The organism is Streptomyces beihaiensis (assembly GCF_026274175.1).
GTDB classification, from domain to species: Bacteria; Actinomycetota; Actinomycetes; order Streptomycetales; family Streptomycetaceae; genus Streptomyces; species Streptomyces beihaiensis.
This window is the reverse complement of sequence record NZ_JAPHNL010000046.1, coordinates 50,298-75,242: the sequence shown is the minus strand read 5'-3', so window position 1 is coordinate 75,242 and position 24,945 is coordinate 50,298. Positions and strand designations below refer to the sequence as shown.

The window sequence follows — 24,945 nt, the reverse complement described above, 5'->3', positions numbered from 1 at the left end:
CGCTCGGCACGTGCCGAGCGCGGCCGCCCGCCAGGACTCGCGGGGGGGCTGCGCAGCGGCCATGCCCTGCGCCAGCGTCACCACGGCTCGCAGCCGGAGGTCGTCACCCACGTATCCAGACTAGGAACGACTCCGGCATTTCGGTGAATTCAGTACGCCCGACCTGGGGTATCGCCCCCGCGCGGGCCACCCGCAGCTCACCCCGGCACTCGCCCCGCCCCTCACTCCCCCGGCCACTGCGGCTTGCGCTTCTCGTTGAACGCGGCCACGCCCTCCGCCCGGTCCCCGGAGAAGGCCACGGACCGCCAGGCCGCGTCCTCCACCTCGAGCCCGGCCCTCAGGTCGAGCCCGTGGCCGAGGCGCAGCGCCCGCTTGGCGGCGCGCAGGCCCACCGGCGAGTTGCCCGCGATGCGCGCGGCGAGCGCCAGCGCCTCCGCGGTGTCGCCGCCCGCCTCCACCACCTGGTCCACGAGCCCCAGCTCGGCCGCCTCCTCGGCGCCGACCCGGCGGGCCGTGAAGATCAGCTCGGCGGCCCGCGCGGCCCCGACCCGGCGCGGCAGCAGCTGTGTGCCGCCGCCGCCCGGGATCACGCCGACCGACACCTCCGGAAGACCGACCACGGCACTCGCGTCGGCCACGATGAGATCGCAGGCCAGCGCCAGCTCGAAACCGCCGCCGAGGGCGAACCCGTGCACCGCCGCGATCGTCGGCATCGGCAGATCGAGCACACCGGTGTAGGCGGCGCGCGCCACCGGGCGCTGCCGCACGAGATCGGCGTCGGACAGGGAGTTGCGTTCCTTGAGGTCGGCGCCGACGCAGAAGGCCCGGTCGTTGCTGGAGGTGACCACGACGACCCGCACCTCCCGGTCGGCGGCGAGCGCCGCGCACGCGGCCGCGACAGAGCTCGCCATGCCGCTGGAGACGGCGTTCATCGCCTTGGGCCGGTCGAGCACCAGCTCGGCGACCGTCCCGCTCTCGTGGCGCCGTACGCCGACGAACTCCCCGAACCGCTGCTCGCCATCCATGTTTCACCCTTTCCGGTTAACGCCAGTTAACCGGAAAGGGTGTCAGGTCCGCCGGGTCAGCGTCCAGGGCTCCACGACGCCGAGTCCGCGTACGGGCCGCTGCCACATGGGTTGCAGCGCGAACCGGTAGGACGGGGGCTCCTCGCCCGCCTCCTCGGCCTTCTCCGCGGCCGCGGTGGCCTCGGCCTCCGACTCGGGCGCCTCGCCCGAGCGGATCAGCTCGGCGGCGAACGCCCCGTCGACCAGGACGGCGTCACGGGGCGCTATCGACGTCAGACGGCTCGCCAGGTTCACGGTCGTGCCGAAGACGTCACCCATGCGTGTGGTGACCGTGCCGAACGACATGCCGACGCGCAGCTCCGGCATGGTCTCGTCGTTGGCCATGGTCTCGATGAGCCGCAGCGCGATCTCGCCCGCGGTGCCCGCGTCGTCGGCGGCGTAGAGGACCTCGTCGCCCAGGGTCTTGATGAGCCGTCCGCCGTGCGCGGCGACCAGGTCGGCGGAGGTCGTCTCGAATGCCTCGACGAGTTCGCCGAGTTCCTCCTCCTCCATCCGGCGGGTCAGGCGGGTGAATCCGACCAGGTCGGCGAAGCCGACGGCGAGCCGCCGATCGACCATCTCCTCGTCGTCACCCGCCTGGACGACGCGCCCGGTGGCGGCGGCGAGCTGCCTGCGCCACACGTAGACGAGGAACTCCTCCAGCTCCGGCAGGAGCAGCTCCATCAGCGGGTACGTGACCTCGGTGCGGGTCATGCCGGGTTCCGGAGGCTCCGTCAGGCCCTCCAGGAACGAGTCGATCTGCCAGTCGGCGAGCCGCGCGGTGGTCTGGCCGGTGGACCGAGCGACCTGCACGGCCATGGCCTCGCTGAGCAGTCCCGCCTCGACCAGACCGGCAAGCCGGCGCAGCGCCAGCACGTCCGCCTCGGTCAGCGCCTTGGCCTGCCCGATGTCCGCGAAGCCCATGGCCCGCCAGAAGCGGGAGGCAAGTTCCATGGAGACGCCCGCGCTGCGGGCCGCCTGGAACGGGGTGTAGCGCCGCTCGGCGCCCAGGATGAGCTGTTCGAGCCGCAGGGCGAGGGGATCCGCCGGGTCCTGCTCGTCTCCTCCCTGAAGCTCCGGCTTCTCGGGGTCGGGTGGGGAGCCCGTACCGGAGCCCGAGTCGTCGACGGTCACGCCTGCTGCCCTTCCGATCTGCCGCGGTCAGGTATCGACCGGCCTCAACTCTACGGCAGCTGTGCGCCAGGTCACTCCGTTCGGAGCGGGTGGGCGGTGTTGCGGTCGGCCGGGGCGCCTGCCGGGCTGCCGCGTTCTGTCCGCGGCGCGGCCGCGGGCCGTCCGCGGCGGGCAGCGCCCACGCGGCGACGCCGCACAACGGCACGGCCCCGCGCCCCTTCCGGCTACGCGGGACGCAGGTGCACGATGTCCCCGGCACCGACGGCCTCCCGGCCTCCGGAGGGCAGTGCGATCACGAGCCGCCCGTCCGCGTCCAGGGCGACCGCCTTCCCGACCATCTCCCGGTCCCCCGGAAGCACCGCCCGCACCTCGCGCCCGAGGGTGGCGCAGCCCGCCGCGTAGGTCTCCTGGAGCCGGGACACGCCCGGGTCGCCCGCCGCCGCGCACCACTGCCGGTACCACCGCTCCAGCGAGCGCAGCACGGCCCGCAGCACCGGCTCCCGGTCAAGGAGCTTCGCCCCGGCGAGCGTCAGGGACCCGGCCGACGGCACGGGCAGTTCGTCCGCGCGCAGCGACACGTTGAGGCCGATGCCGATGACGACGCCGCCCGAGCCGGACGCCTCCGCGAGGATCCCTCCGGCCTTGCGCTCCTCGCCGTCGACCGTGACCAGCAGGTCGTTGGGCCACTTCAGGGCCGTGTCCACCCCGGCCGCCGACGACAGGGCGGTGGCGACGGCGACCCCGGTGAGCAGCGGCAGCCACCCCCACCGCTCCACCGGCACGCCGTGCTCGCCCGGCGTGAGCAGCACGGAGACGAAAAGACCCGAGCGCGGCGGCGCCGACCACTGCCGGTCCAGTCGCCCGCGCCCCGCGTCCTGCTCCTCGGCGACGAGCACGGCGCCCTCCGGCACGGCGCCGGACGCGGCGCGGGCCACGAGGTCGGTGTTGGTGGAGCCGGTGCGGTCGAGCACGTCGAGGGCGGTCCACAGGCTCCCGTCACGTACCAGGGCGCGGCGCAGGGCCGCCGCGTTGAGTGGGGGACGGTCGAGATCGGTCCACCGGCCCGGCCTCGGCTCACCGTTCCCGCTGAGCGGACTTCCAGATGCACCTGGTGGCGTTGTCATGCGACCCACTCTAGGTTTGACTTCTCCCCGCCCCGCGCGGAGAGCGGATTCCGGCCCCGGGCGCCGCGGTGCGCGGGCACGCGACCACGAGCGCGGCGTCACCCCTCCGGCGTGTCCCGCCGCGACACGGGGGTGGAAGACGCCGGACACGGCTCGTGCCGCTGAATCATGAAATCCGCTCGCCCGAAAGGCCGGGCTGTGTGGCGAACGCCGCACTGCCAAGCGGTATTCGCCCCACTACCCTACGAGCCAGTAGCCAAGTCGGCAGGTGCGCCGACAGGTAAGCAGCAGATTCCCCCGTCATCTCCGTGAGCAGCGTCGAACCAGGCAGGGAGCCGCGTCCCGATGTCCGAGTTGGAACAGATCGACATCCACACCACCGCAGGGAAGATCGAGGACCTGCGGCGCCGGATCGATGAGGCGACCCACGCCGGCTCGGCACGGGCGGTCGAGAAGCAGCATGCCAAGGGCAAGTTGACGGCGCGTGAGCGGATCGCGCTGCTCATGGACGAGGGCTCGTTCGTGGAGCTGGACGAGTTCGCCCGGCACCGCTCCACCGATTTCGGCCTGGACGCCAACAAGCCGTACGGCGACGGTGTCGTGACCGGGTACGGGACCGTGGACGGCCGTCCCGTCGCCGTCTTCTCGCAGGACTTCACGGTCTTCGGCGGCGCCCTCGGCGAGGTGTTCGGGCAGAAGATCATGAAGGTGATGGATTTCGCCCTCAAGACGGGCTGCCCGGTCATCGGCATCAACGACTCCGGCGGCGCCCGCATCCAGGAGGGCGTCATGGCCCTGGGCATGTACGGCGAGATCTTCCGCCGCAACACCCACGCCTCCGGCGTGATCCCGCAGATCAGCCTGGTCGTCGGGCCGTGCGCGGGCGGCGCGGTCTACTCCCCGGCGATCACCGACTTCACGGTCATGGTCGACCAGACGTCGCACATGTTCATCACGGGTCCCGACGTGATCAAGACGGTCACCGGCGAGGACGTCGGCTTCGAGGAGCTCGGCGGCGCCCGCACCCACAACTCGGCCTCCGGCGTCGCGCACCACATGGCGGGCGACGAGAAGGACGCGATCGAGTACGTCAAGCAGCTGCTCTCCTACCTGCCGTCGAACAACCTGAGCGAGCCGCCCGCCTTCCCCGAGGAGGCCGACCTCGCGGTCACCGACGAGGACCGTGAGCTGGACACGATCGTCCCGGACAGCGCGAACCAGCCGTACGACATGCACGCGATCATCGAGCATGTCCTGGACGACGGTGAGTTCTTCGAGACGCAGTCGCTGTTCGCGCCGAACATCGTGACCGGCTTCGGGCGGGTCGAGGGCCACCCGGTGGGCATCGTCGCCAACCAGCCGATGCAGTTCGCGGGCTGCCTCGACATCGACGCCTCCGAGAAGGCCGCCCGTTTCGTGCGCACCTGCGACGCGTTCAACGTTCCCGTCCTGACCTTCGTCGACGTCCCCGGCTTCCTGCCGGGCGTCGAGCAGGAGCACACCGGCATCATCCGGCGCGGCGCCAAGCTGATCTACGCGTACGCGGAGGCCACGGTCCCGCTGATCACGGTCATCACCCGCAAGGCGTTCGGCGGCGCCTACGACGTGATGGGCTCCAAGCACCTGGGCGCCGACCTCAACCTGGCCTGGCCGACCGCCCAGATCGCCGTCATGGGCGCCCAGGGCGCCGTCAACATCCTGCACCGCCGCACCATCGCCGAGGCCGGTGACGACGTGGAGGCGGTCCGCGGGCGGCTCATCCAGGAGTACGAGGACACCCTGCTCAACCCGTACACGGCGGCCGAACGCGGCTACATCGACGCGGTGATCCTTCCGTCGGACACCCGTTCGCACATCGTGCGGGGCCTGCGCCAGCTGCGTACGAAGCGGGAGAACCTGCCCCCGAAGAAGCACGGCAACATCCCCCTGTAGGCCCCGCGGACCCCGGGAGCACGTATGAACATCAAGGTCGTACGGGGAAACCCGACACCCGAGGAGCTGGCCGCCGCACTGGCGGTGGTCAGGGCCCGCGCCGCGGCGGCGCCTCAGCCCCCGGCCGCGGCGGCGCACCACGCCGCGTGGTCCGACCCGGCCCGCATCGCCCGGCACCGCCTGCCGGCTCCGGGCCCGACGAGCTGGTCGCGCACGTACTGGCCGTCGTGAGCGTGCGGGGCCCGGCGGGGAATTAGTACCTACGCGTGTGGCGCCTGAGTACGCGTACTCAGGCGCCACACGCGCGTGCGTCGCAGTATCGGTGTGTGCTGTGGTCAGATCCGGACGACGAGCCCCCCGAGGAGCTGCGCGAAACGCAGGCGATGCTGCGCCGCGCGGGCGTCCTGGTGGCCCTGGCCATGTTCGTGGTGATGCTGCTGCTCGGTCTGCGCTGAGCGGGGCGTGCGCGCGCGGAGCCGTGTGACCGCACCTATACGCTGAGCCTCATGACCGCACCGCGCCGCCTGATTCTCGCGTCCAAGTCCCCTGCCCGTCTGGGCCTGCTGAGGCAGGCCGGGTTCGCGCCGGAGGTGATCGTCAGCGGCGTCGACGAGGACGCCGTCAAGGCTCCCACGCCCGCCGAACTCGCCCTCGCCCTCGCCGAGGCCAAGGCATCCGTGGTGGCGGCGAGGCCGGAGGCGCACGGCGCCGTCGTGATCGGCTGCGACTCGGTGCTCGACCTGGACGGCCGGGCGCTCGGCAAGCCCGCCGACGCCGAGGAGGCCACCGCCCGCTGGAAGGCGATGCGCGGCCGCGCGGGCACCCTGCAGACCGGCCACTGCGTCTACGACACGCTCTCGGGCCGCTACGCCTCGGGCACCGCCTCCACGGTCGTCCGCTTCGGCGAACCCAGCGACGAGGAGATCGCCGCGTACGTGGCGACGGGCGAACCGCTGTACGTGGCGGGCGCGTTCACGCTCGACGGCCGCTCGGCCCCGTTCATCGACGGCATCGACGGCGACCACGGCAACGTGATCGGCCTGTCGCTGCCGCTGCTGCGCCGCCTGCTGGCGGAGCTGGGAGTGGGCATCACCCAGCTGTGGGCTCCGGCGAACTAGCGGGCCCGGTGGGCCCGGTGGGCCCGGTGGCGGCGCCCCCGTCGTCCTGTGCGCCGTCGGTGCCGCCGCCCGCCTTCTCGTACGCCACCAGGGTGAGCACGATCAGGGCGAGTACGACCATCATGAAGACGAACGCGAGCCAGCCCACCAGGCTGATGGCGAACGCGCCGAGCAGCCCGTGCACGACGGCCGCGCTGATCAGCACGATGCGGCCGATGCCGCCCGGCGCGCGGTCGGTGATCGCCGTGCGCAGCAGGACCAGCCCGCACAGCACGAGGTAGAGCCCGAACACGCCGCCCGCGATCCAGGAGCCGACGGACATCGCCCGCGGGTCGAGCCCGGCCAGGGACATCTCCTGCTTGTCGACGACCAGGCCCAGGAACCAGTTCAGGAGCACGATCCCGAACGCCTCCACGAAGAGCACGATCGCGGCCAACCACGCCACCGGTCTGCGCGCCACCGGTCCCACCCACTTTCCCCGCCTGCGTCGCGGCGACTGCTGTTACCCGTAGTACGTGCCGTACAGCGCGAACGCTACTAACGGGTAAACCGACGGACAAGGGTTCCGGCGAAGGCAAAGAATCATTGGGCCATTCGTAGGGACTCCACAAAGAATGCCGCCGGTCCGGTGGGCCGCCTCACAGAGACCTCCGCCACATGGGCGGGCTAGGGTTGCCCGGAGGGATCCTGCGCGGCCAGCCACGACAAGGGGTTTAGCAGCTCTACCGAACCTCGAATCACACTCTGTGTGGGCAAGCTCACCATTGGGGACGGGTCGTACGCCCGTGTCGGCAGTCCCTAAACTCGGCTTGTTTCAAGGAGGGAGCCATCGTGCGCAAGGTGCTCATCGCCAACCGTGGCGAAATCGCTGTCCGCGTGGCCCGGGCGTGCCGGGACGCCGGGATCGCGAGCGTTGCCGTCTATGCCGACCCGGACCGGGACGCTCTGCACGTCCGCGCGGCCGACGAGGCCTTCGCCCTTGGCGGGGACACCCCGGCCACCAGTTATCTGGACATCGCGAAGGTACTGCAGGCGGCCAAGGACGCGGGCGCGGACGCCGTCCACCCCGGCTACGGATTCCTGTCGGAGAACGCGGAGTTCGCCCAGGCGGTCCTGGACGCCGGTCTGACCTGGATCGGCCCGCCGCCGCACGCGATCCGCGACCTCGGCGACAAGGTGGCGGCCCGTCACATCGCCCAGCGGGCGGGTGCCCCGCTGGTCGCGGGTACCCCGGACCCGGTCTCGGGCGCCGACGAGGTCGTGGCGTTCGCCGAGGAGCACGGCCTGCCGATCGCGATCAAGGCCGCGTTCGGCGGCGGCGGGCGCGGCCTGAAGGTCGCCCGGACGCTGGAGGAGATCCCCGAGCTGTACGACTCGGCGGTGCGCGAGGCGGTCGCCGCGTTCGGGCGCGGCGAGTGCTTCGTGGAGCGCTACCTGGACAAGCCCCGGCACGTGGAGACGCAGTGCCTGGCCGACCAGCACGGCAACGTGGTGGTCGTCTCCACCCGTGACTGCTCGCTCCAGCGCCGCCACCAGAAGCTGGTGGAGGAGGCCCCCGCGCCGTTCCTGTCGGACGCGCAGGTCGAGCAGCTGTACTCGGCGTCGAAGGCGATCTTGAAGGAAGCCGGTTACGTCGGCGCGGGCACGGTCGAGTTCCTGGTCGGCGCGGACGGCACGATCTCCTTCCTGGAGGTCAACACGCGCCTTCAGGTCGAGCACCCGGTCACCGAGGAGGTCGCCGGGATCGACCTGGTCCGCGAGATGTTCCGCGTCGCCGACGGCGAGGAACTCGGCTACGGCGACCCGGTGCTGCGCGGTCATTCCTTCGAGTTCCGCATCAACGGCGAGGACCCGGGCCGCAACTTCCTGCCCGCCCCCGGCACGGTGACGAAGTTCGACCCGCCGGCCGGCCCCGGTGTCCGCCTGGACGCGGGCGTGGAGTCCGGTTCGGTGATCGGCCCGGCGTGGGACTCGCTGCTCGCCAAGCTCATCGTGACGGGCCGTACGCGCAAGGAGGCCCTTGAGCGGGCCGGGCGCGCGCTCGCGGAGTTCGACGTGGAGGGCATGGCCACGGCCATCCCCTTCCACCGCAAGGTCGTGGCCGACCCGGCGTTCGCGCCCGAACTGACCGGCAGCGACGAGCCGTTCACGGTGTTCACGCGGTGGATCGAGACCGAGTTCGTCAACGACATCCCGCCGTTCGCGGCCCCCGCCGAGGCCGGCGAGGAGGACGAGACGGGCCGCGAGACGGTCGTCGTCGAGGTCGGCGGCAAGCGCCTGGAGGTCTCGCTCCCGTCCTCGCTCGGCATGTCGCTGGCCCGTACGGGCCTGGCGGCCGGCGCCAAGCCCAAGCGCCGCGCGGCGAAGAAGTCGGGCCCGGCCGTCTCCGGTGACACGCTGGCCTCGCCGATGCAGGGCACCCTCGTCAAGGTCGCCGTGGAGGAGGGCCAGGAGGTCAAGGAGGGCGACCTGGTCGTCGTCCTGGAGGCCATGAAGATGGAACAGCCCATCAACGCGCACAAGTCCGGCACCATCAAGGGCCTGACCGCGCAGATCGGCGCGTCCCTCACGTCCGGCGCCGCGATCTGCGAGATCAAGGACTGACGGCAGACAGCAGGCGCAGGCCAGTAAGGCGCAGGTGCGCGGGCGCCCGCCGGACCGGACGACGGCCCGGCGGGCGCCCTGCGTTGTGTGCACGGTGCGAGGAGGTCCCGATGACGACCGACGGACGGCCCAAGCGGGCCGACGCGCGGCGCAACTACGAGCGGCTGCTGGCTCAGGCGCGGCGTGCCTTCGCCGAGCACGGGAGCGACGCGTCGCTTGAGGACATCGCGCGCGGCGCCGGCGTCGGCATCGGCACGCTGTACCGGCACTTTCCCAACCGGCACACCCTGCTGAGCGCGGTGTTCGAGGAGGCGGTGAGCGATCTGCTCGCCCGCTCCCGCGCGCTGCTCGACGCGGAGCAGCCGTGCGCGGCGCTCGTGACGTGGCTGCGCGAGGTCATCACGCATGCCGGTGAGTACCGGGGGCTGTCCCGGGCCCTCATGTCGGCGTCGCAGGACGCGAGTTCGGCGTTGGCCCGGTGCAGTGGTCCGATGCGGGAGGCCGGGCAGGCGCTGCTGGCTCGGGCGCAGCACGCGGGGGCGGTGCGGGCGGACGTCTCGATCGCCGATCTGTTGCAGTTGACCAACGCGATCGCCCTGGCCGCGGAGGAAACCCCCTCGGACCCCGCCTTGGCGGACCGTCTGCTACGCCTGACGCTGCGCGGCATCACGGCGACGGGACACGGCGCCCCGTCCGACTGACGCCGCACCGTGGGCGGCGGCGAAGCCCGAGCCCGTCAGGGGCGCGGGGAACCGCGCGAGAACCCACCAGCGGCGCGCACACCCGCGGACGAGACCCCGGGCCCCACGGCGCCGAGGGGCACGGCCCGGACGCGGACACGGACGCCTACCGCCGCCGAAGATCCGCCACCCGCGCCGACGTCCGCTCCGGCGCCGCCTGGTCCAGCGGGGGCGCGCCGCGCAGCGGATGCCCGTTTCCGGAGAGCTGGCGCCGGGGCGCCGGAACCGGCACGTCCCGGCGCGAGGACGCACGCCCCTGCGTGGACGCGGCCCCGGCTCCCGTCGGCTCCGGGACACCGTTGCCCGCTCCGCCGCTCCCCCGGGAGGGACTCGCTCCCGCCACCGCGATCTGCACGCCCTGATCGGCCAGCGCCTGCAACTCCGTGGCGGCACGGTCGTCGTGCGCGGGCGGCTCGTCCGTGACAAGTCGCGTGATCACGTCCGTCGGTACGGTCTGGAACATCGTGTCCGTCCCGAGCTTGGAATGATCGGCGAGCACCACGACCTCCGCCGCGGCCTGCACGAGCGCCCGGTCGACCGAGGCCGACAGCATGTTGGACGTGGACAGGCCCCGCTCGGCCGTCAGGCCGCTCCCGCTGAGGAAGGCGCGGGTCACCCGCAGCCCTTGCAGGGACTGTTCGGCCCCGCTGCCCACGAGCGCGTAGTTGGACCCCCGCAGGGTGCCACCGGTCATGACGACCTCGACACGGTTGGCGTGGGCGAGCGCCTGGGCGACCAGGAGGGAGTTGGTGACGACGGTGAGTCCCGGCACGCGCGCGAGCCGTCGGGCCAGCTCCTGCGTGGTCGTACCGGCGCCCACCACGATCGCCTCGCCTTCTTCGACGAGGCCCGCGGCGAGGTCGGCGATGGCCGTCTTCTCCGCGGTCGCGAGATGTGACTTCTGCGGAAAGCCGGACTCCCGCGTGAATCCGCCCGGCAGTACCGCACCGCCGTGCCGGCGGTCGAGGAGTCCTTCTGCCTCCAGCGCGCGCACGTCCCGCCGTACGGTCACTTCGGAGGTCTGGACGACGCGGGCGAGCTCCCGGAGCGACACCGCTCCGTTGGCCCGCACCATTTCGAGGATCAATTGACGACGTTCTGCAGCGAACACGAAACTGACAGTAACCCCAACGACCGTCTGCTTTCAGCAGTTTGCGCCGGATTACAGATTCTGTTCGCACAACAGCCCTGGAAGTGGTATAGGCGCGACAGGAACGTCCACCTGCCGCGCCCCCGCCCTTCGCGGGTGCCACAACTCACCGTGACCAGCGAGGAGTTGGACCGAGCGCCAGAAGCCGGTCAGCTCTCCCCGGCCGCCTTGCGCGCGTGCAGCTGCCGCGCGACCTCCGCGATCGACCCCGAAAGCGACGGGTACACGGTGAAGGTGTTCGCGATCTGTTCGACCGTAAGATTGTTGTCGACCGCGATCGAAATCGGGTGGATCAGTTCCGAGGCGCGCGGCGCGACGACCACGCCGCCGACCACGATCCCGGTGCCCGGACGGCAGAAGAGCTTGACGAAGCCGTCCCGGATGCCCTGCATCTTGGCGCGCGGGTTGCGCAGCAGCGGCAGCTTCACCACGCGCGCGTCGATCCGGCCCGAGTCGACGTCGGCCTGGGTGTAGCCGACGGTGGCGATCTCCGGGTCGGTGAAGACGTTGGACGAGACCGTCTTGAGGTTCAGCGGGGTGACGGCGTCGCCGAGGAAGTGGTACATCGCGATGCGGCCCTGCATCGCCGCGACCGACGCGAGGGCGAAGACACCGGTCACGTCACCGGCCGCGTAGACACCGGGGGCGGTGGTCCGGCTGACCTTGTCGGTCCAGATGTGCCCGGACTCCTTGACCTTGACCCCGGCCTCCTCCAGGCCGAGCCCCGCGCTGTTGGGGACGGCTCCGACCGCCATCAGGCAGTGCGTGCCGGAGATGACCCGGCCGTCGGAGAGCGTGACCTCGACCCGGTCGCCCACGCGCTTGGCGGAGGCGGCGCGCGAGCGCGCCATGACGTTCATGCCGCGGCGCCGGAACACGTCCTCGAGGACGGCGGCGGCGTCCGGGTCCTCGCCCGGCAGCACGCGGTCGCGGGACGAGACGAGGGTGACCTTGGAGCCGAGGGCCTTGTAGGCGCCCGCGAACTCGGCGCCGGTGACACCGGAACCGACCACGATCAGCTCTTCGGGCAGCTCGTCGAGGTCGTAGACCTGCGTCCAGGTGAGGATGCGCTCGCCGTCGGGCTGGGCGTCGGGCAGTTCGCGCGGGTGGCCGCCGGTGGCGATGAGCACGGCGTCCGCGACGAGCGTCTCCTCGGTGCCGTCGGCGGCGCTGACGATCACCTTGCGGGAGCCGTCGAGCGCCTGCTGCCCGTCGAGGCGGCCGCGGCCGCGCAGCACGCGTGCGCCCGCGCGCGTGACGGAGGCGGTGATGTCGTGCGACTGGGCGAGCGCGAGCCGCTTCACACGGCGGTTGACCTTGCCGAGGTCGACGCCGACGACACGGGCAGGCTTCTGCGGGTCCGGGGTCTCGTCCTCGACGATGATCCCCAGCTCCTCGTAGGAGGAGTCGAAGGTGGTCATCACCTCTGCCGTGGCGATCAGGGTCTTCGACGGCACGCAGTCGGTGAGCACCGACGCGCCGCCCAGACCGTCGCAGTCGACGACGGTCACCTCCGCGCCGAGCGAGGCGGCCACCAGTGCCGCCTCGTATCCGCCAGGTCCGCCGCCGATGATCACGATCCGAGTCACGTACCCCATTGTCCCGCACCCATCAAGCGGATGCCGAACCGGGGCCCGCCGCGGCCCGCCTCCCCCGGCCCGCCCCTCCCGGCCCGACCGGCGTCCGCACACCCGCACGAGGGACAGCTCTCATTACTCGCGAGACACATGGGCCCCTGTCGTACCCTCGATTCCATGTCGCTCTACGCCGCGTACGCCGGCAACCTCGACGCGCGGCTGATGACCCGCCGCGCCCCGCACTCGCCGCTGCGCGCGACCGGCTGGCTCAACGGCTGGCGGCTGACCTTCGGGGGCGAGCACATGGGCTGGGAGGGCGCCCTCGCCACGATCGTCGAGGCGCCGCGCTCGCAGGTCTTCGTCGCGCTGTACGACATCGCGCCCATGGACGAGGACTCCATGGACCGCTGGGAGGGCGTCGGCCTCGACATATACCGGCGCATGCGCGTCCGCGTGGACACACTGGACGGCGCGGAACCCGCGTGGGTGTACGTATTGAACGGCTACGAGGGCGGCCTGCCCTCCGCCCGCTACCTGGGCGAGATCGCGGACGCGGCGGAGTCGGCGGGCGCCCCGCACGACTATGTGATGGAACTGCGCAAGCGCCCCTGTTAGCCGCTCGGCGGACCCCTGTCGGCGGCGCGGCGGGCTTCCGGGCACGCGGGTTCGTGGGAAACGACAAGACAACGATCGCATTCCCGTGAGCCTCATCATCTACGCGCGTAGGCGATGACCCGCTACCCTCAACCGCGTGAACGCATCTGTTACTCCGGACAACCTCCAGGGCGACCCTTACGCCGCCGCCGACGCCGCCGCCGCGCGCCTGCGCGAGCTCACCGGTGCCGAGACCCACGACGTCGCCCTCGTGATGGGCTCCGGCTGGGCTCCGGCCGCCGAGGCGCTCGGCGCACCCGCCGCCGAGTTCCCCTTCACCGAGCTGCCGGGCTTCACCGGCGCCGCGGTCGCGGGCCACGGCGGCAAGGTCCGCTCGTACCAGGTCGGCGACAAGCGCGCCCTGGTCTTCCTGGGCCGTACCCACTACTACGAGGGCCGTGGTGTGGCCGCCGTCGCGCACGGCGTGCGCACCGCCGCCGCGGCGGGCGCCAAGACCGTCGTGCTGACCAACGGCTGCGGCGGCCTGCGCGAGGGCATGCGCCCCGGCCAGCCGGTCCTCATCAGCGACCACATCAACCTGACCGCCACCTCGCCGATCGTCGGCGCCAACTTCGTCGACCTGACCGACCTGTACTCGCCGCGGCTTCGCGCGCTGTGCCAGGAGATCGACCCGAGCCTGGAAGAGGGCGTCTACGCCCAGTTCCCCGGCCCGCACTACGAGACGCCCGCCGAGGTCCGCATGGCCGGCGTCCTCGGCGCCGACCTGGTCGGCATGTCCACCGTTCTGGAGGCGATCGCCGCGCGTGAGGCGGGCGCCGAGGTCCTGGGCATCTCCCTGGTGACGAACCTGGCCGCGGGCCTGTCCGGCGAGCCGCTCAACCACGAGGAAGTGCTCCAGGCCGGCCGCGACTCGGCCGCCCGCATGGGTGAGCTGCTGACGCGCGTCCTCGCGAAGATCTGAGCCACCCGAGAGCCCGAGAGCCCGAGAATCCGAGCCGCCCGAAAGCCCCGAAGAAGGAATGCGAACCGTGACCGTTGAAGGCAGCAGCAGCGAACTGCTCGACCGGGCGAGGACCTGGCTGGCCGAGGACCCCGACCCGGAGACCCGCGACGAGCTGGCGAAGCTGGTCGACGGCGGGGACCTCCGGGCGCTGGGCGAGCGTTTCTCGGGCACCTTGCAGTTCGGCACGGCCGGCCTGCGCGGCGAGCTGGGCGCGGGCCCGATGCGGATGAACCGCGCGGTGGTCATCCGCGCCGCGGCGGGCCTGGCCGCGTACCTGAAGGCCAAGGGGCAGACGCACGGCCCGGTGGTCATCGGCTACGACGCGCGCCACAAGTCGGCGGACTTCGCGCGCGACACGGCCGCGGTGATGGTGGGCGCCGGGCTGCGCGCGGCGCTCCTGCCCCGCCCGCTGCCCACGCCCGTCCTGGCCTTCGCCGTACGGCACCTGGGCGCGGTCGCGGGCGTGGAGGTCACGGCCTCGCACAACCCGCCGCGCGACAACGGCTACAAGGTCTACCTCGGCGACGGCTCACAGATCGTGCCGCCCGCCGACGCGGAGATCGCCGCGGAGATCGACGCGGTCGCCTCGCTGCACGACGTGCCTCGCCCGGAGGCGGGCTGGGACGTCCTGGGCGACGAGGTCCTGGATGCCTATCTGGCGCGCACGGACGCGGTCCTGGCCCCCGGGTCGGCCCGCACGGCCCGCACGGTCCACACGGCGATGCACGGCGTCGGCACCGAGACGCTCCGGGCCGCCTTCGCCCGCGCGGGCTTCCCCGAGCCCGTCCTCGTACGCGAGCAGGCGGAGCCGGACCCCGACTTCCCGACGGTCGCCTTCCCCAACCCGGAGGAGCCGGGCGCGATGGACCTGTCGTTCGCGACGGCCCGCGCCCAGACACCGGCCCCCGATCTGATCATCGCCAACGACCCGGACGCGGACCGCTGCGCGGTGGCCGTGCCGGACGCGTCCGCGGACGGCGGCTGGCGGATGCTGCGCGGCGACGAGGTGGGCGCGCTGCTCGCCGCGCACCTGGTCGGGCGCGGCGCGACCGGCACGTTCGCCGAGTCGATCGTGTCGTCGTCGCTGCTCGGCCGCATCACGCGGGCGGCGGGTCTGCCGTACGAGGAGACGCTGACCGGCTTCAAGTGGATCGCGCGTGTGCCGGGCCTGCGCTACGGCTACGAGGAGGCGCTCGGCTACTGCGTCGACCCGGAGGGCGTACGCGACAAGGACGGCATCACGGCGGCGCTGCTGGTGACCGAGCTGGCGAGCGAGCTCAAGGAGCGGGGCCGCACCCTCCTGGACGCCCTGGACGACCTGGCGCTGGCCCACGGCCTGCACGCCACGGACCAGCTGAGCGTGCGGGTGGACGACCTGTCGGTCATCGCCGCGGCGATGCGCAGGCTCCGCGACCAGCCTCCGGCGGCGCTCGCCGGGCTCGCGGTGACCCGCGCGGAGGACCTCTCGGCGGGGGCGGGCGGTCTGCCGCCGACGGACGGCCTGCGCTACACCCTCGACGGCGCCCGCGTCGTGGTCCGCCCCTCCGGCACCGAGCCCAAGCTCAAGTGCTACCTGGAGGTCGTGGTGCCGGTGCGCGACCGGGAGGCGCTGGACGCCGCGCGCGCGGAGGCGGCACGGCGCCTGGAGGCGATCAGGACGGATCTGGCGGCGGCAGCGGGTATCTAGGGCGCGTTTCGAAAGTCCCGTCTGCCCGGCGACGCCGGGCCCGCCCTTCGGGCGGACGACGCCACTTTCGAAGCACGCCCTAGCGGCAGCGGGGCGCCAGGGGCGTGCGGGAGCGTCCCGGGGCGGCGGGTGCCGTGCGGCGGACGTCCGACCGCGCTGCACGGCGCTCAGGCTCACATCCTCACTCGTACGAGTGGTACTTGCGGTTCGATTGACGGAACGTCGAGCGACAACGGCGGGGCGTGACGGGAACGTTGCCCCCGCCCACCCGCCCGTTCCCCGCATCCGCAGGAGCCGCCGACGTGCCTCCGACCGCCACCGAGGCCCCTCTCCTCCCCCCGGCCCGGCGCCACCGCCCCGGCGGTTCGGCGCCCGCCCCCGCCGCCGGACTGCGCCGCCGCCTCGCCCGGTCGCTGCGCGGCGCGGCCCCCGCCCTTCTCGCGTACGGGTCCGTGCGCGCCTTCTCGCTGCTCGTACTCGCCGTCTGGGCGCACCGCAAGGGCCACGGCGTGTGGCCCACGCTCGCCACGCAGTGGGACGCCAAGTGGTACCTGGGCATCGCCGACCACGGCTACGCCGTCAGCTCGGCGCACGACTTCCACAACCTCGCGTTCTTCCCGCTCTACCCGGTCCTCGTGAAGGCGGTCGCCGCGGTGACCCCGGGGTCGCGGGCGAGCGTGGGGCTCGTCGTCGCGGGGGTGAGCTCGTTCGTCGCCGCCTGGGGGATCTTCGCGGTCGGCGAGCGGCTGCACGGCCGCCGCGCGGGCGTGCTGCTGGCGTTCCTGTGGGCGTGCCTTCCGGTCGGGATCGTGCAGTGGATGGGTTACACCGAGTCGCTGTTCACGGCGTGCGCGGCCTGGTCGCTGTACGCGGTGCTCACGGGCCGGTGGGTGTCGGCGGGTGCCCTCTCGGTGCTCGCGGGACTGACCCGTCCGACGGGCATCGCGCTCGCGGCGGCGGTGAGCCTGAGCGCGCTGCCGGCGCTGCGCTCGGGCCTCCGGTGGCGGCCGGCGGCGGGCGCGCTGTTCGCCCCGCTGGGCTGGCTGGCGTTCGTGGGCTGGGCGGGCCACCGGATCGGCCGGTGGGACGGCTACTTCGAGGTGCAGCGGCGACTGTGGAAGAACCAGTGGGACGGCGGCCTGGAGACGCTGCGCCGGATGCGCGAGTACCTCGCGTACGACTCGGTGCCCGATCTCTTCCTGGTGTGCGTGTCGGTCACGCTGATCGTGGCGGTGGTGCTCTTCGCGATCTGCGTGTGGGACCGCCAGCCGCTGCCGCTGCTGGTCTTCAGCGGGGCGCTGCTCACGATCGTCCTCGGCAGCGGCGGCGTCTACTTCCCCCGCGCCCGCTTCCTGGTCCCCGCGTTCCCGCTGCTGCTGCCGATCGCCCTGGCGATGGCGCGGGCGGCGTCCCGAAGGGCGCTGGTGCTCGGGGTCGCGGGGGCGGTGGTGACGGGGGCGTACGGGGGTGCGTACATGTTGCTGGTGTACACGGGTGCGCCCTGAGCGGACGGGGTGCCCTGAGAGGCAAGGGGCGCGGGGGGCGGCGGCCTGAGGGGGCGGGCGGCCTGCGCTCCTCGGGCCGCGGCTGACCACGGTGCCGCCGGTGTCAGCCGGTCAGGCCGAGGATCAGGAGCAGCACGGCTCCGGCGACGGCCGGGGCGATGATCTCGTACGCCCAGCGGACCGACGGCTCACCCTGCGCCGTCTCGGCCTGCGCCCGCTTCTCCCACAGCTCGCGCAGCTCGTCCATGGCCCGGTCGGCGGTGGCGCGCTGGTCCGCCCCCGACTGGGCGGCACCGCCCGTCTTCATGGCCTCCGTCTGGGCACGCAGGCTGCGACGCTGGGCCCTGCGGCGACCGCGCAGCGAGACGGGGACGGACCAGAGCTGGTACTTGGTTCCCGACTGGTCGAAGACCTCGTTGGAGTAGCCGGAGCGGAAGTTCGCTACGGCGCCCCAGGGCAGGGTGATGACGCGGAACGGGTTGCGTACGCGCAGGCGGTCGTCGTTGCCGAAGACGGCCGGGCGGATGGTGAACGCCACGACGAGCGGCACGCCGAGGAGCAGTCCCGCCAGGGCCATCCACGGAGTGCGGCCCACGCCACGAACCACGGCGTCGAAGCCGAGCCAGGCGCCGAGCGCGAGCAGGAAGACGCCGCCCGCGATGCCTGCGGGTGACCGGTAGGTGCGGTCGGGCGAAGTGGTGGGGCTCGTCATGGGCCCGATTGTGCCTGACGCTGCGCAGGCTTGAGCAGTGTGGGGCCCGGCCCCGTGGGCGGGCTCCTCGCGGGTGGGGTGCCGTGTGCGGGATTCGGCGCGTTCCTGGGGGGAGCCTGCCGGGGCGGTGCGGGTGGCCTGCTCCGCCTCTGTGGCGGCCATCGGCCCGTGCGATTGCTCACGCTGTTGCCTGGGCCCTGGAGGTGTCCACCGGGGGAGGCGGGGGCGACTGTCTCCATGGCGGCCGCCGGGCGCCTGTGGTTACTCGCGCCGCTCCCCGCGCCCCCGAAGAAGCCCACCCAGGGGCGACTGCCTCCACAGCGGCCACCGGCCTCCTGCGGCTCGTCGCGCAGTTCCCCGCGCCCCTCAAAGCGGCCACCGGAAGGCGGCAACGACTGTCTCCACGGCAACCACCCGCCCCCCTGCGGCTGCTCGCGCCGCTCCCCACGCCCCCGGCCCCCGGCCCCCGCCCAGACGCCCACCCAGGGGAAGCGCCTGTGTCCGCGGGGACCGCTTGCCGCCCGTTGCCACCCGCGCCGTTCCCCGCGCCGCCGAAGGCGCCCGCCGACGTCACGGGACCCGCCGCACCGCCTCGCGCCGCTCGCGCGCTCAGTCGTGCGCTCGTCTCGCACGGCAGCGCCTGGTGGGAGGGCCTGTACAGCCGCTACGCGCGTAGATATGCTCAGCTCGTGAGCATGCCCACTGCACCCGCAACCGCCAAAGAACACGCGCTGGCCGATGCCGTCGCCTCCGAGGCCACTCTGCGCCGATTCCTCCAGGGACTGCCTGGTGTCGACGCCGTGGGCCTGGAGGCCAGGGCCGCCGCGCTCGGGACCCGGTCGATCAAGACCACGGCCAAGGCGTACGCCATCGATCTGGCCATCTCGATGATCGACCTGACGACCCTGGAGGGTGCCGACACCCCAGGCAAGGTCCGGGCACTCGGCGCCAAGGCCGTCAACCCGGATCCGACCGACCGGAGCACGCCCCGGACCGCCGCCGTCTGCGTGTATCCGGACATGGTGGCCACCGCGAAGGCCGCCGTCGCCGGGACGGACGTCAAGGTCGCCTCCGTCGCCACCGCCTTCCCGGCCGGGCGCGCCGCCCTCGACGTCAAGCTCGGGGACGTGCGCGAGGCCGTCGCCGCCGGGGCCGACGAGATCGACATGGTCATCGACCGAGGCGCCTTCCTCGCCGGTCACCACATGAAGGTCTACGAGGAGATCCGGGCCGTGAAGGAGGCGTCCGGCTCCGCGCGGCTCAAGGTCATCTTCGAGACCGGGGAGCTGTCGACGTACGACAACATCCGGCGCGCCAGCTGGATCGGCATGCTCGCCGGGGCCGACTTCATCAAGACCTCCACCGGGAAGGTGGGGGTCAACGCGACCCCCGCCAACACCCTGTTGATGCTCGAAGCAGTGCGCGACTTCCGCGCCGCCACCGGCGTCCAGGTCGGCGTCAAGCCCGCCGGAGGCATCCGCACATCGAAGGACGCCATCAAGTTCCTGGTTCTCGTGAACGAGACCGTGGGCGAGGACTGGCTCGACAACCACTGGTTCCGGTTCGGCGCCTCCAGCCTCCTCAACGATCTGCTGATGCAGCGTCAGAAGCTGGCCACCGGCCGCTACTCCGGTCCCGACTACGTGACGGTGGACTGATCACCCATGGCATCTGTGTTTGAGTACGCGCCCGCGCCCGAGTCGCGTGCGGTCGTCGACATCGCTCCGAACTACGGGCTGTTCATCGACGGCGAGTTCGTCGACGCCGCCGACGGGAAGGTCTTCAAGACCGTCTCCCCCGCCACCGAGGAGGTTCTCTCCGAGGTCGCCCAGGCCGGTGAGGCCGACGTCGAGCGTGCCGTGAGGGCCGCCCGCAAGGCGTTCGAGAAGTGGTCCGCCCTTCCCGGCGCCGAGCGCGGCAAGTACCTGTTCCGCATCGCCCGCATCATCCAGGAACGCTCCCGCGAGCTCGCCGTGCTCGAGACGCTCGACAACGGCAAGCCGATCAAGGAGACGCGCGACGCGGACCTCCCGCTCGTCGCCGCGCACTTCTTCTACTACGCCGGGTGGGCCGACAAGCTGGACCACGCGGGGTTCGGGCCGGGCCCGAAGGCGCTGGGGGTCGCCGGGCAGGTCATTCCCTGGAACTTCCCGCTCCTCATGCTCGCCTGGAAGATCGCCCCGGCGCTCGCCACCGGCAACACCGTCGTCCTCAAGCCCGCCGAGACGACCCCGCTGTCCGCGCTCTTCTTCGCGGACATCTGCCGCCAGGCCGGACTGCCCAAGGGCGTCGTCAACATCCTTCCCGGGTACGGGGACGCGGGCGCGGCCCTCGTCGCCCACCCCGACGTCGACAAGGTCGCCTTCACCGGCTCCACCGCCGTCGGCAAGGAGATCGCCCGGACCGTCGCCGGTACGGACAAGAAGCTCACCCTGGAGCTGGGGGGCAAGGGCGCCAACATCGTCTTCGACGATGCTCCCGTCGATCAGGCCGTGGAAGGGATCGTCACCGGGATCTTCTTCAACCAGGGGCAGGTCTGCTGCGCCGGCTCGCGGTTGCTCGTGCAGGAGTCCGTCCACGACGAGCTGCTGCACTCGCTCAAGCGCCGCCTTTCCACCCTCCGCCTCGGCGATCCGCTCGACAAGAACACCGACATCGGCGCCATCAACTCCGCCGAGCAGCTGGCCCGTATCACCGCGCTCGCCGAGACGGGCGAGGCGGAGGGCGCCGAGCGCTGGACCGCGCCCTGCGAGCTGCCGTCCTCCGGCTACTGGTTCGCGCCGACGCTCTTCACCGGCGTCACGCAGGCCCACACCGTCGCCCGCGACGAGATCTTCGGCCCGGTCCTGTCCGTGCTGACCTTCCGTACGCCGGACGAGGCCGTCGCCAAGGCCAACAACACGCAGTACGGCCTGTCGGCGGGCATCTGGACCGAGAAGGGGTCCAGGATCCTCGCCGTGGCGAACAAGCTCCGCGCGGGCGTCGTCTGGGCCAACACGTTCAACAAGTTCGACCCGACCTCGCCGTTCGGCGGCTACAAGGAGTCGGGCTTCGGCCGCGAGGGCGGCCGTCACGGTCTGGAGGCGTACCTCGATGTCTGAGCGCACGGAACGACTGAGCGTCTTCAAGACCTACAAGCTGTACGTGGGCGGGAAGTTCCCGCGTTCCGAGAGCGGCCGGGTGTACGAAGTGACCGACGGCAAGAACGGCGACTGGCTGGCCAACGCGCCCCTCTCCTCCCGCAAGGACGGCCGTGACGCGGTCGTCGCCGCGCGCAAGGCGTTCGGCGGCTGGTCGGGCGCCACCGCCTACAACCGGGGCCAGGTCCTCTACCGCGTCGCCGAGATGCTGGAGGGCCGCCGCGAGCAGTTCGTGCGCGAGGTCGCTGACGCGGAGGGCATCGGCAGGTCGAAGGCGGCGGCCGTCGTGGACGCCGCGATCGACCGCTGGGTCTGGTACGCGGGCTGGACCGACAAGATCGCCCAGGTCGCGGGCGGGGCGAACCCCGTCGCCGGCCCCTTCTTCAACCTCTCCACCCCGGAGCCGACCGGTGTCGTGACGGTCCTCGCGCCGCAGGAGTCGTCGTTCCTGGGTCTTGTCTCGGTGATCGCGCCGGTCATCGCCTCCGGCAACACCGTCGTCGTGATCGCGAGCGAGAGGGCGCCGCTCCCGGCGCTCTCCCTCGGCGAGGTGCTCGCCACCTCCGACCTGCCCGGCGGCGTCGTCAACATCCTGTCCGGCAAGGCGGCGGAGATCGCCCCGTCGCTCGCCGCCCACCAGGACGTCAACGGCATCGACCTGACCGGCACGGCCGCCGACCTCGGCCTGGCGAAGCAGCTGGAGATCGCGGCGGCGGACAACCTCAAGCGGGTCCGCCGCCCCCGGGCCGCGGAGGACTTCACCGCCGATCCGGGCACGGACCGCCTGACGTACTTCCTGGAGACGAAGACGGTCTGGCACCCGACGGGGTCGCTGGGCGCGTCGGGTTCGTCGTACTGAGTTCCGCCGTACCGGGTTTCGTCGAGTTCCGCCGTACCGAGTACCGCGCGCCGAGCCCTCGTCCCGCCGGGTTCAGGACCCGAGGCCCCGGCCCCTTCTCCGTCCAGGAGGGGCCGGGGCCTCGCCCGTGCGTGCACGCCTGCGCGGGCCCCGCCCCGGCTCAGATGCCGAGCCGCCGCGCGATGCCGTCCAGTACGCAGTCGAGGCCGAACGCGAACTCCCAGGCGGGGTCGTCCTTGCGGGTCGCCGCGCGGGCGTACTCCCGGTACGTGGGGTAACGGCCGGTCTCCAACAGGTAGGTCATCTGCGGGGCGAGGGCCTCGCGGGTCTCGTCGCCGCTCTCCCAGCCGTGTCCCTCCCGGAACTGGCGCACGGCGACCTCCGCCTGCGTGGCGCCGTGGACGTACGAGCTGACCGCGCGGAACGCCGCCATCGTCGTGTCGGCGTCCAGTCCCTGCTCGGCCAGCACCCGCAACTGCCGTTCGGCGACGGCCATCCGGGCCGGGGTGAGCACGACCGTCGGCAGGGGCGTCTGCCCGATCCACGGGTGGCGCAGCATCAGCTCCCGTGACCGCTCGGCGTACAAGCGCAGCACCTGACGCCAGTCCGTCACGTCGTCGGGCACCGTGAGATCGGCCGACACCCGGTCGATCATCAGCGCCCACAGGTCGTCCTTGCCGGAGACGTGGCGATATGCGGCCATGGGCGCGACGCCGAGCTTCGTGGCCAAGCGCCGCATGGTGACGGCCCCTGCGCCCTCCTCGTCGGCGAGTTCGACGGCCGCCGCCGCGATCCTGTCCAGCGTGAGCGCGGCGCGCTGCGTGTGCGCGGGCCGTTCGAGACGTTCCCACAGGGACGGCTCGACCAGCCCGTCGCCCCCCGACCTCTTCCGCGTCGCCATGTGTCCGGCCTCCCTCGGTCTCACTGTATGCGTACAGCGTATCGACAGTAGACACCGTACACATAGATGTGTACGGTGTACGCCAATGGATACGGCGTACACCGCATCGCTCATCACCAGGGGGTCCACCACCATGTCCGCACCGCTCCGCGTCGCCGTCCTCGTCGGCTCCACCCGCGAGGGGCGCTTCGCGCCCGTCGTCACCCAGTGGCTGACCGGCCACCTCGGGCAGCGCGACGACATGCGCGCCGATGTCGTGGACCTCACCGAGACCCCGCTGCCGACCGTCCTGCCCGCCTTCGGCCAGGAGCCGGAGCCCGCCGCGTCGCAGGCGCTCGGGCTCGTCACGCCGCGCCTGGCTGCCGCCGACGCGTTCGTCTTCGTCACGCCCGAGTACAACCACAGCTTCCCGGCCGCCCTGAAGAACGCGATCGACTGGCACAACCAGCAGTGGCACGGCAAGCCGATCGCCTTCGTCTCGTACGGCGGCCTCTCGGGCGGCCTGCGCGCCGTCGAGCAACTCCGGGTCGTGATGGCGGAGTTGAACGCCATGACCATCCGCAACACGGTCAGCTTCCACAACGCCTACGCCGCCTTCGGCCCGGACGGCCGCGTCGACGACCCGGCCGTCGAGGGCGCGGCCAAGGCGATGCTCGACCAGCTGGCCTGGTGGGGGCACGCCCTGCGCGACGCCAAGTCCGCCCGCCCGTACGCCGCCTGACGTCACGGCGACGGAGACGAGGCGAGGCGAGGACGCTCAGGGCGGAGCCTCACGCCGAGCGGTCAGCCGGGTAGCACCTTCGTCACGCCGCCGACCAGCGGGAGTTCGGAGAGCGAGCTGCCCGACGTCACCGGGCCGGTCACGGCGGCCGTGCTGACCGGCTTGAAGTCGGCGACCTGGGTGCCGACCGCGTTGGTGAGCGGGTCGACGCCGGTGCCCGCGAGCGGGTCGAGCTTGATGTGCTTGACCGGGCCGAGGCCGCCGGACGTCGCGGTGTGCAGCGCCTGCGTGAGGCCCTGGGCCGCGGCGGCCGGATCGGTGCCGCCGAGCGGCTCGGCACTCGCGGCGGCGCCGCCCGCGGCGACGACCGCTCCCGCCGCGGCAACGGTGAGGCCGGCGCGCAGCAGCGTACGGCGGGCGCCGCCGGAGGGGGACATGGAAGCTGTGTGTCGGGCCATGGTGGATCCGCCTGACTCTCTCGATTCTGGTGATCGCGCAAACACGTGGAGTAGTTGCTGTCGTGGATCCTGCCACACGCACGCCGCGCAGGGTCGGCACCGGCGCCGCCATGCCTCACACTGGACTCTCGTGAGTTCGCATCCTCCGACACCGACCCGGGTCGTGCTGCTGACCGGCCCCTCCGGCTCCGGCAAGTCGTCCTTCGCCGCCCGCTCCGGCCTGCCCGTGCTCTGCCTCGACGACTTCTACAAGGAGGCGGGCGACCCGACGCTGCCCCGGGTGCCGGGCTCCTCGGACGTCGACTGGGACTCCGTGGAGTCGTGGGACGCGCGGGCCGCGGTCGACGCCATCGTCTCCCTCTGCGAGAAGGGCCGTACGGACGTCCCCGTCTACGACATCTCCACCAGCTCGCGGGTCGGCGCTCAGCCACTGCGCGTCGGGCGCACGCCTTTGTTCGTCGCCGAGGGGATCTTCGCGGCGGACATCGTGGCACACTGCCGCGAACTCGGGCTGCTCGCTGACGCGTTGTGCCTGCGCGGCCGCCCGTCCACCACGTTCCGCCGCCGTCTGCTGCGCGACCTCAAGGAGGCCCGCAAGCCGGTCCTGTTCCTGCTGCGACGCGGCTGGCGTCTGATGCGGGCGGAACGTGCCATCGTGGCCCGCCAGGTGGCGCTGGGCGCCCACGCGTGCGGCAAGGAGGAGGCGATGGGCAGGCTGGCGGCGGCCGCGGGCCGGTGCCGGCCGAAGGGGCGCGACCAGCCGCGCAGGCCACGCGCCCGCGAACAGGCGGCGACCCGCAACGGCGCGTAGCCACGGCGGGCACGCGCCAAGCCCACGTCGACCACGCCGGGCGCACAGAAAACAGCGGGACCGGAAAGACCCCCCGGCCTTCCGGTCCCG

Annotated in this window: 24 protein-coding genes; 15 read left to right on the top strand and 9 right to left on the bottom strand. The window is 72.4% G+C overall.

The features are described 5' to 3' along the window. Positions 1–221: 221 nt before the first annotated feature. From OFY01_RS06380 to OFY01_RS06370, 3 genes are all read right to left on the bottom strand, one after another. Positions 222–1,025, bottom strand: a complete 804-nt coding sequence (locus OFY01_RS06380; protein WP_266597156.1) for an enoyl-CoA hydratase/isomerase family protein — start codon at positions 1,023–1,025, stop codon at positions 222–224. A 42-nt stretch (positions 1,026–1,067) separates the two neighbouring features. Beyond that, positions 1,068–2,198: an adenylate/guanylate cyclase domain-containing protein gene (locus tag OFY01_RS06375; RefSeq protein WP_266597155.1), complete on the bottom strand. Its 1,131-nt coding sequence runs from the start codon at positions 2,196–2,198 to the stop codon at positions 1,068–1,070. Between the two features lie 224 nt (positions 2,199–2,422). Beyond that, positions 2,423–3,322: a biotin--[acetyl-CoA-carboxylase] ligase gene (locus OFY01_RS06370; protein ID WP_266597154.1), complete on the bottom strand. Its 900-nt coding sequence runs from the start codon at positions 3,320–3,322 to the stop codon at positions 2,423–2,425. Positions 3,323–3,667: 345 nt separating this feature from the next. Here OFY01_RS06370 and OFY01_RS06365 point away from each other — a divergent pair, with 345 nt between their 5' ends. The 4 genes from OFY01_RS06365 to OFY01_RS06350 all read left to right on the top strand — a co-directional run bounded on the left by OFY01_RS06365 (position 3,668) and on the right by OFY01_RS06350 (position 6,372). Beyond that, complete coding sequence (locus OFY01_RS06365; protein ID WP_266597153.1) at positions 3,668–5,254, top strand: acyl-CoA carboxylase subunit beta; 1,587 nt, start codon at positions 3,668–3,670, stop codon at positions 5,252–5,254. 24 nt (positions 5,255–5,278) lie between these two features. After that, positions 5,279–5,485, top strand: a complete 207-nt coding sequence (locus OFY01_RS06360) for an acyl-CoA carboxylase subunit epsilon (RefSeq protein ID WP_266597151.1) — start codon at positions 5,279–5,281, stop codon at positions 5,483–5,485. A 95-nt stretch (positions 5,486–5,580) separates the two neighbouring features. Further along, positions 5,581–5,709, top strand: coding sequence for a morphogenic membrane protein MmpB (gene mmpB / locus OFY01_RS06355; RefSeq protein ID WP_266597149.1), 129 nt, complete (start codon positions 5,581–5,583; stop codon positions 5,707–5,709). A gap of 51 nt (positions 5,710–5,760) precedes the next feature. Continuing rightward, on the top strand, positions 5,761–6,372 hold the full coding sequence (locus tag OFY01_RS06350) for a nucleoside triphosphate pyrophosphatase (protein WP_266597147.1): 612 nt from the start codon (positions 5,761–5,763) through the stop codon (positions 6,370–6,372). Here OFY01_RS06350 and OFY01_RS06345 read toward each other — a convergent pair. Then, positions 6,344–6,841: a hypothetical protein gene (locus tag OFY01_RS06345; RefSeq protein ID WP_266597145.1), complete on the bottom strand. Its 498-nt coding sequence runs from the start codon at positions 6,839–6,841 to the stop codon at positions 6,344–6,346. The genes OFY01_RS06350 and OFY01_RS06345 overlap by 29 nt on opposite strands. Positions 6,842–7,203: 362 nt before the next feature. Between OFY01_RS06345 and OFY01_RS06340 the strand changes: the two genes are divergently transcribed. Next, entirely contained in the window at positions 7,204–8,976 is a 1,773-nt protein-coding gene (locus OFY01_RS06340; RefSeq protein ID WP_266597143.1) for an acetyl/propionyl/methylcrotonyl-CoA carboxylase subunit alpha, read from the top strand. A gap of 110 nt (positions 8,977–9,086) precedes the next feature. Further along, the gene (locus tag OFY01_RS06335) at positions 9,087–9,677 is read left to right on the top strand and encodes a TetR/AcrR family transcriptional regulator (protein ID WP_266597141.1); all 591 of its coding nucleotides are present in this window, start codon (positions 9,087–9,089) and stop codon (positions 9,675–9,677) included. A 145-nt stretch (positions 9,678–9,822) separates the two neighbouring features. On the opposite strand, the gene OFY01_RS06330 is transcribed toward OFY01_RS06335, so the two are convergent. Together OFY01_RS06330 and OFY01_RS06325 are read right to left on the bottom strand one after the other, a co-directional pair. Further along, positions 9,823–10,791 carry a DeoR/GlpR family DNA-binding transcription regulator gene (locus OFY01_RS06330; RefSeq protein ID WP_407700285.1) on the bottom strand — a complete coding sequence of 323 codons (969 nt, stop codon included), beginning with the start codon at positions 10,789–10,791 and terminating at the stop codon, positions 9,823–9,825. A gap of 224 nt (positions 10,792–11,015) precedes the next feature. Then, entirely contained in the window at positions 11,016–12,464 is a 1,449-nt protein-coding gene (locus OFY01_RS06325; RefSeq protein WP_266597137.1) for an NAD(P)H-quinone dehydrogenase, read from the bottom strand. Positions 12,465–12,620: 156 nt separating this feature from the next. Here OFY01_RS06325 and OFY01_RS06320 point away from each other — a divergent pair, with 156 nt between their 5' ends. The 4 genes from OFY01_RS06320 (at position 12,621) to OFY01_RS06305 (ending at position 17,253) form a co-directional block, all read left to right on the top strand. Then, positions 12,621–13,058, top strand: coding sequence for a gamma-glutamylcyclotransferase (locus tag OFY01_RS06320; RefSeq protein WP_266597135.1), 438 nt, complete (start codon positions 12,621–12,623; stop codon positions 13,056–13,058). Between the two features lie 136 nt (positions 13,059–13,194). Continuing rightward, positions 13,195–14,019, top strand: coding sequence for a purine-nucleoside phosphorylase (locus OFY01_RS06315; RefSeq protein WP_266597133.1), 825 nt, complete (start codon positions 13,195–13,197; stop codon positions 14,017–14,019). A 67-nt stretch (positions 14,020–14,086) separates the two neighbouring features. Then, positions 14,087–15,748, top strand: coding sequence for a phospho-sugar mutase (locus OFY01_RS06310; RefSeq protein ID WP_266597131.1), 1,662 nt, complete (start codon positions 14,087–14,089; stop codon positions 15,746–15,748). Positions 15,749–16,050: 302 nt separating this feature from the next. Then, positions 16,051–17,253, top strand: a complete 1,203-nt coding sequence (locus OFY01_RS06305) for a hypothetical protein (protein ID WP_266597129.1) — start codon at positions 16,051–16,053, stop codon at positions 17,251–17,253. A gap of 103 nt (positions 17,254–17,356) precedes the next feature. Here the strand turns inward: OFY01_RS06305 and OFY01_RS06300 are convergent, their stop codons facing one another. After that, positions 17,357–17,965 (bottom strand): PH domain-containing protein, encoded by a 609-nt coding sequence (locus tag OFY01_RS06300; RefSeq protein WP_266597127.1) that lies wholly within the window; start codon positions 17,963–17,965, stop codon positions 17,357–17,359. Positions 17,966–18,660: 695 nt separating this feature from the next. Between OFY01_RS06300 and deoC the strand changes: the two genes are divergently transcribed. The 3 genes from deoC to OFY01_RS06285 are packed head-to-tail and all read left to right on the top strand — an operon-like array spanning position 18,661 to position 21,964. Further along, positions 18,661–19,623, top strand: coding sequence for a deoxyribose-phosphate aldolase (deoC, locus tag OFY01_RS06295; protein ID WP_266597162.1), 963 nt, complete (start codon positions 18,661–18,663; stop codon positions 19,621–19,623). Between the two features lie 6 nt (positions 19,624–19,629). Next, positions 19,630–21,066 (top strand): aldehyde dehydrogenase family protein, encoded by a 1,437-nt coding sequence (locus OFY01_RS06290; RefSeq protein WP_266597126.1) that lies wholly within the window; start codon positions 19,630–19,632, stop codon positions 21,064–21,066. Continuing rightward, positions 21,059–21,964: an aldehyde dehydrogenase family protein gene (locus OFY01_RS06285; protein WP_266597124.1), complete on the top strand. Its 906-nt coding sequence runs from the start codon at positions 21,059–21,061 to the stop codon at positions 21,962–21,964. Before OFY01_RS06290 ends, OFY01_RS06285 begins: the two co-directional genes overlap by 8 nt. Positions 21,965–22,124: 160 nt before the next feature. Here OFY01_RS06285 and OFY01_RS06280 read toward each other — a convergent pair whose 3' ends face one another. Further along, positions 22,125–22,865, bottom strand: a complete 741-nt coding sequence (locus tag OFY01_RS06280; RefSeq protein WP_266597123.1) for a TetR/AcrR family transcriptional regulator — start codon at positions 22,863–22,865, stop codon at positions 22,125–22,127. Positions 22,866–22,998: 133 nt separating this feature from the next. Between OFY01_RS06280 and OFY01_RS06275 the strand changes: the two genes are divergently transcribed. Further along, positions 22,999–23,586, top strand: coding sequence for an NADPH-dependent FMN reductase (locus OFY01_RS06275; RefSeq protein ID WP_266597122.1), 588 nt, complete (start codon positions 22,999–23,001; stop codon positions 23,584–23,586). A 62-nt stretch (positions 23,587–23,648) separates the two neighbouring features. Here the strand turns inward: OFY01_RS06275 and OFY01_RS06270 are convergent, their stop codons facing one another. Then, positions 23,649–24,044, bottom strand: coding sequence for a hypothetical protein (locus OFY01_RS06270; RefSeq protein ID WP_266597121.1), 396 nt, complete (start codon positions 24,042–24,044; stop codon positions 23,649–23,651). A gap of 130 nt (positions 24,045–24,174) precedes the next feature. Between OFY01_RS06270 and OFY01_RS06265 the strand changes: the two genes are divergently transcribed. After that, positions 24,175–24,855 carry a uridine kinase family protein gene (locus tag OFY01_RS06265; RefSeq protein ID WP_266597120.1) on the top strand — a complete coding sequence of 227 codons (681 nt, stop codon included), beginning with the start codon at positions 24,175–24,177 and terminating at the stop codon, positions 24,853–24,855. The last annotated feature ends 90 nt before the right edge of the window (positions 24,856–24,945 follow it).

Coding starts and splice junctions, on each gene's coding strand:
- OFY01_RS06380 (WP_266597156.1), bottom strand. CDS start 1,025: ATGGATGGCGAGCAGCGGTTCGGGGAGTTCGTCGGCGTACGGCGCCAC.
- OFY01_RS06370 (WP_266597154.1), bottom strand. CDS start 3,322: ATGACAACGCCACCAGGTGCATCTGGAAGTCCGCTCAGCGGGAACGGT.
- OFY01_RS06365 (WP_266597153.1), top strand. CDS start 3,668: ATGTCCGAGTTGGAACAGATCGACATCCACACCACCGCAGGGAAGATC.
- OFY01_RS06360 (WP_266597151.1), top strand. CDS start 5,279: ATGAACATCAAGGTCGTACGGGGAAACCCGACACCCGAGGAGCTGGCC.
- OFY01_RS06350 (WP_266597147.1), top strand. CDS start 5,761: ATGACCGCACCGCGCCGCCTGATTCTCGCGTCCAAGTCCCCTGCCCGT.
- OFY01_RS06335 (WP_266597141.1), top strand. CDS start 9,087: ATGACGACCGACGGACGGCCCAAGCGGGCCGACGCGCGGCGCAACTAC.
- OFY01_RS06330 (WP_407700285.1), bottom strand. CDS start 10,791: ATGGTGCGGGCCAACGGAGCGGTGTCGCTCCGGGAGCTCGCCCGCGTC.
- OFY01_RS06325 (WP_266597137.1), bottom strand. CDS start 12,464: ATGGGGTACGTGACTCGGATCGTGATCATCGGCGGCGGACCTGGCGGA.
- OFY01_RS06320 (WP_266597135.1), top strand. CDS start 12,621: ATGTCGCTCTACGCCGCGTACGCCGGCAACCTCGACGCGCGGCTGATG.
- OFY01_RS06300 (WP_266597127.1), bottom strand. CDS start 17,965: ATGACGAGCCCCACCACTTCGCCCGACCGCACCTACCGGTCACCCGCA.
- deoC (WP_266597162.1), top strand. CDS start 18,661: ATGCCCACTGCACCCGCAACCGCCAAAGAACACGCGCTGGCCGATGCC.
- OFY01_RS06290 (WP_266597126.1), top strand. CDS start 19,630: ATGGCATCTGTGTTTGAGTACGCGCCCGCGCCCGAGTCGCGTGCGGTC.
- OFY01_RS06285 (WP_266597124.1), top strand. CDS start 21,059: ATGTCTGAGCGCACGGAACGACTGAGCGTCTTCAAGACCTACAAGCTG.
- OFY01_RS06280 (WP_266597123.1), bottom strand. CDS start 22,865: ATGGCGACGCGGAAGAGGTCGGGGGGCGACGGGCTGGTCGAGCCGTCC.
- OFY01_RS06275 (WP_266597122.1), top strand. CDS start 22,999: ATGTCCGCACCGCTCCGCGTCGCCGTCCTCGTCGGCTCCACCCGCGAG.
- OFY01_RS06270 (WP_266597121.1), bottom strand. CDS start 24,044: ATGGCCCGACACACAGCTTCCATGTCCCCCTCCGGCGGCGCCCGCCGT.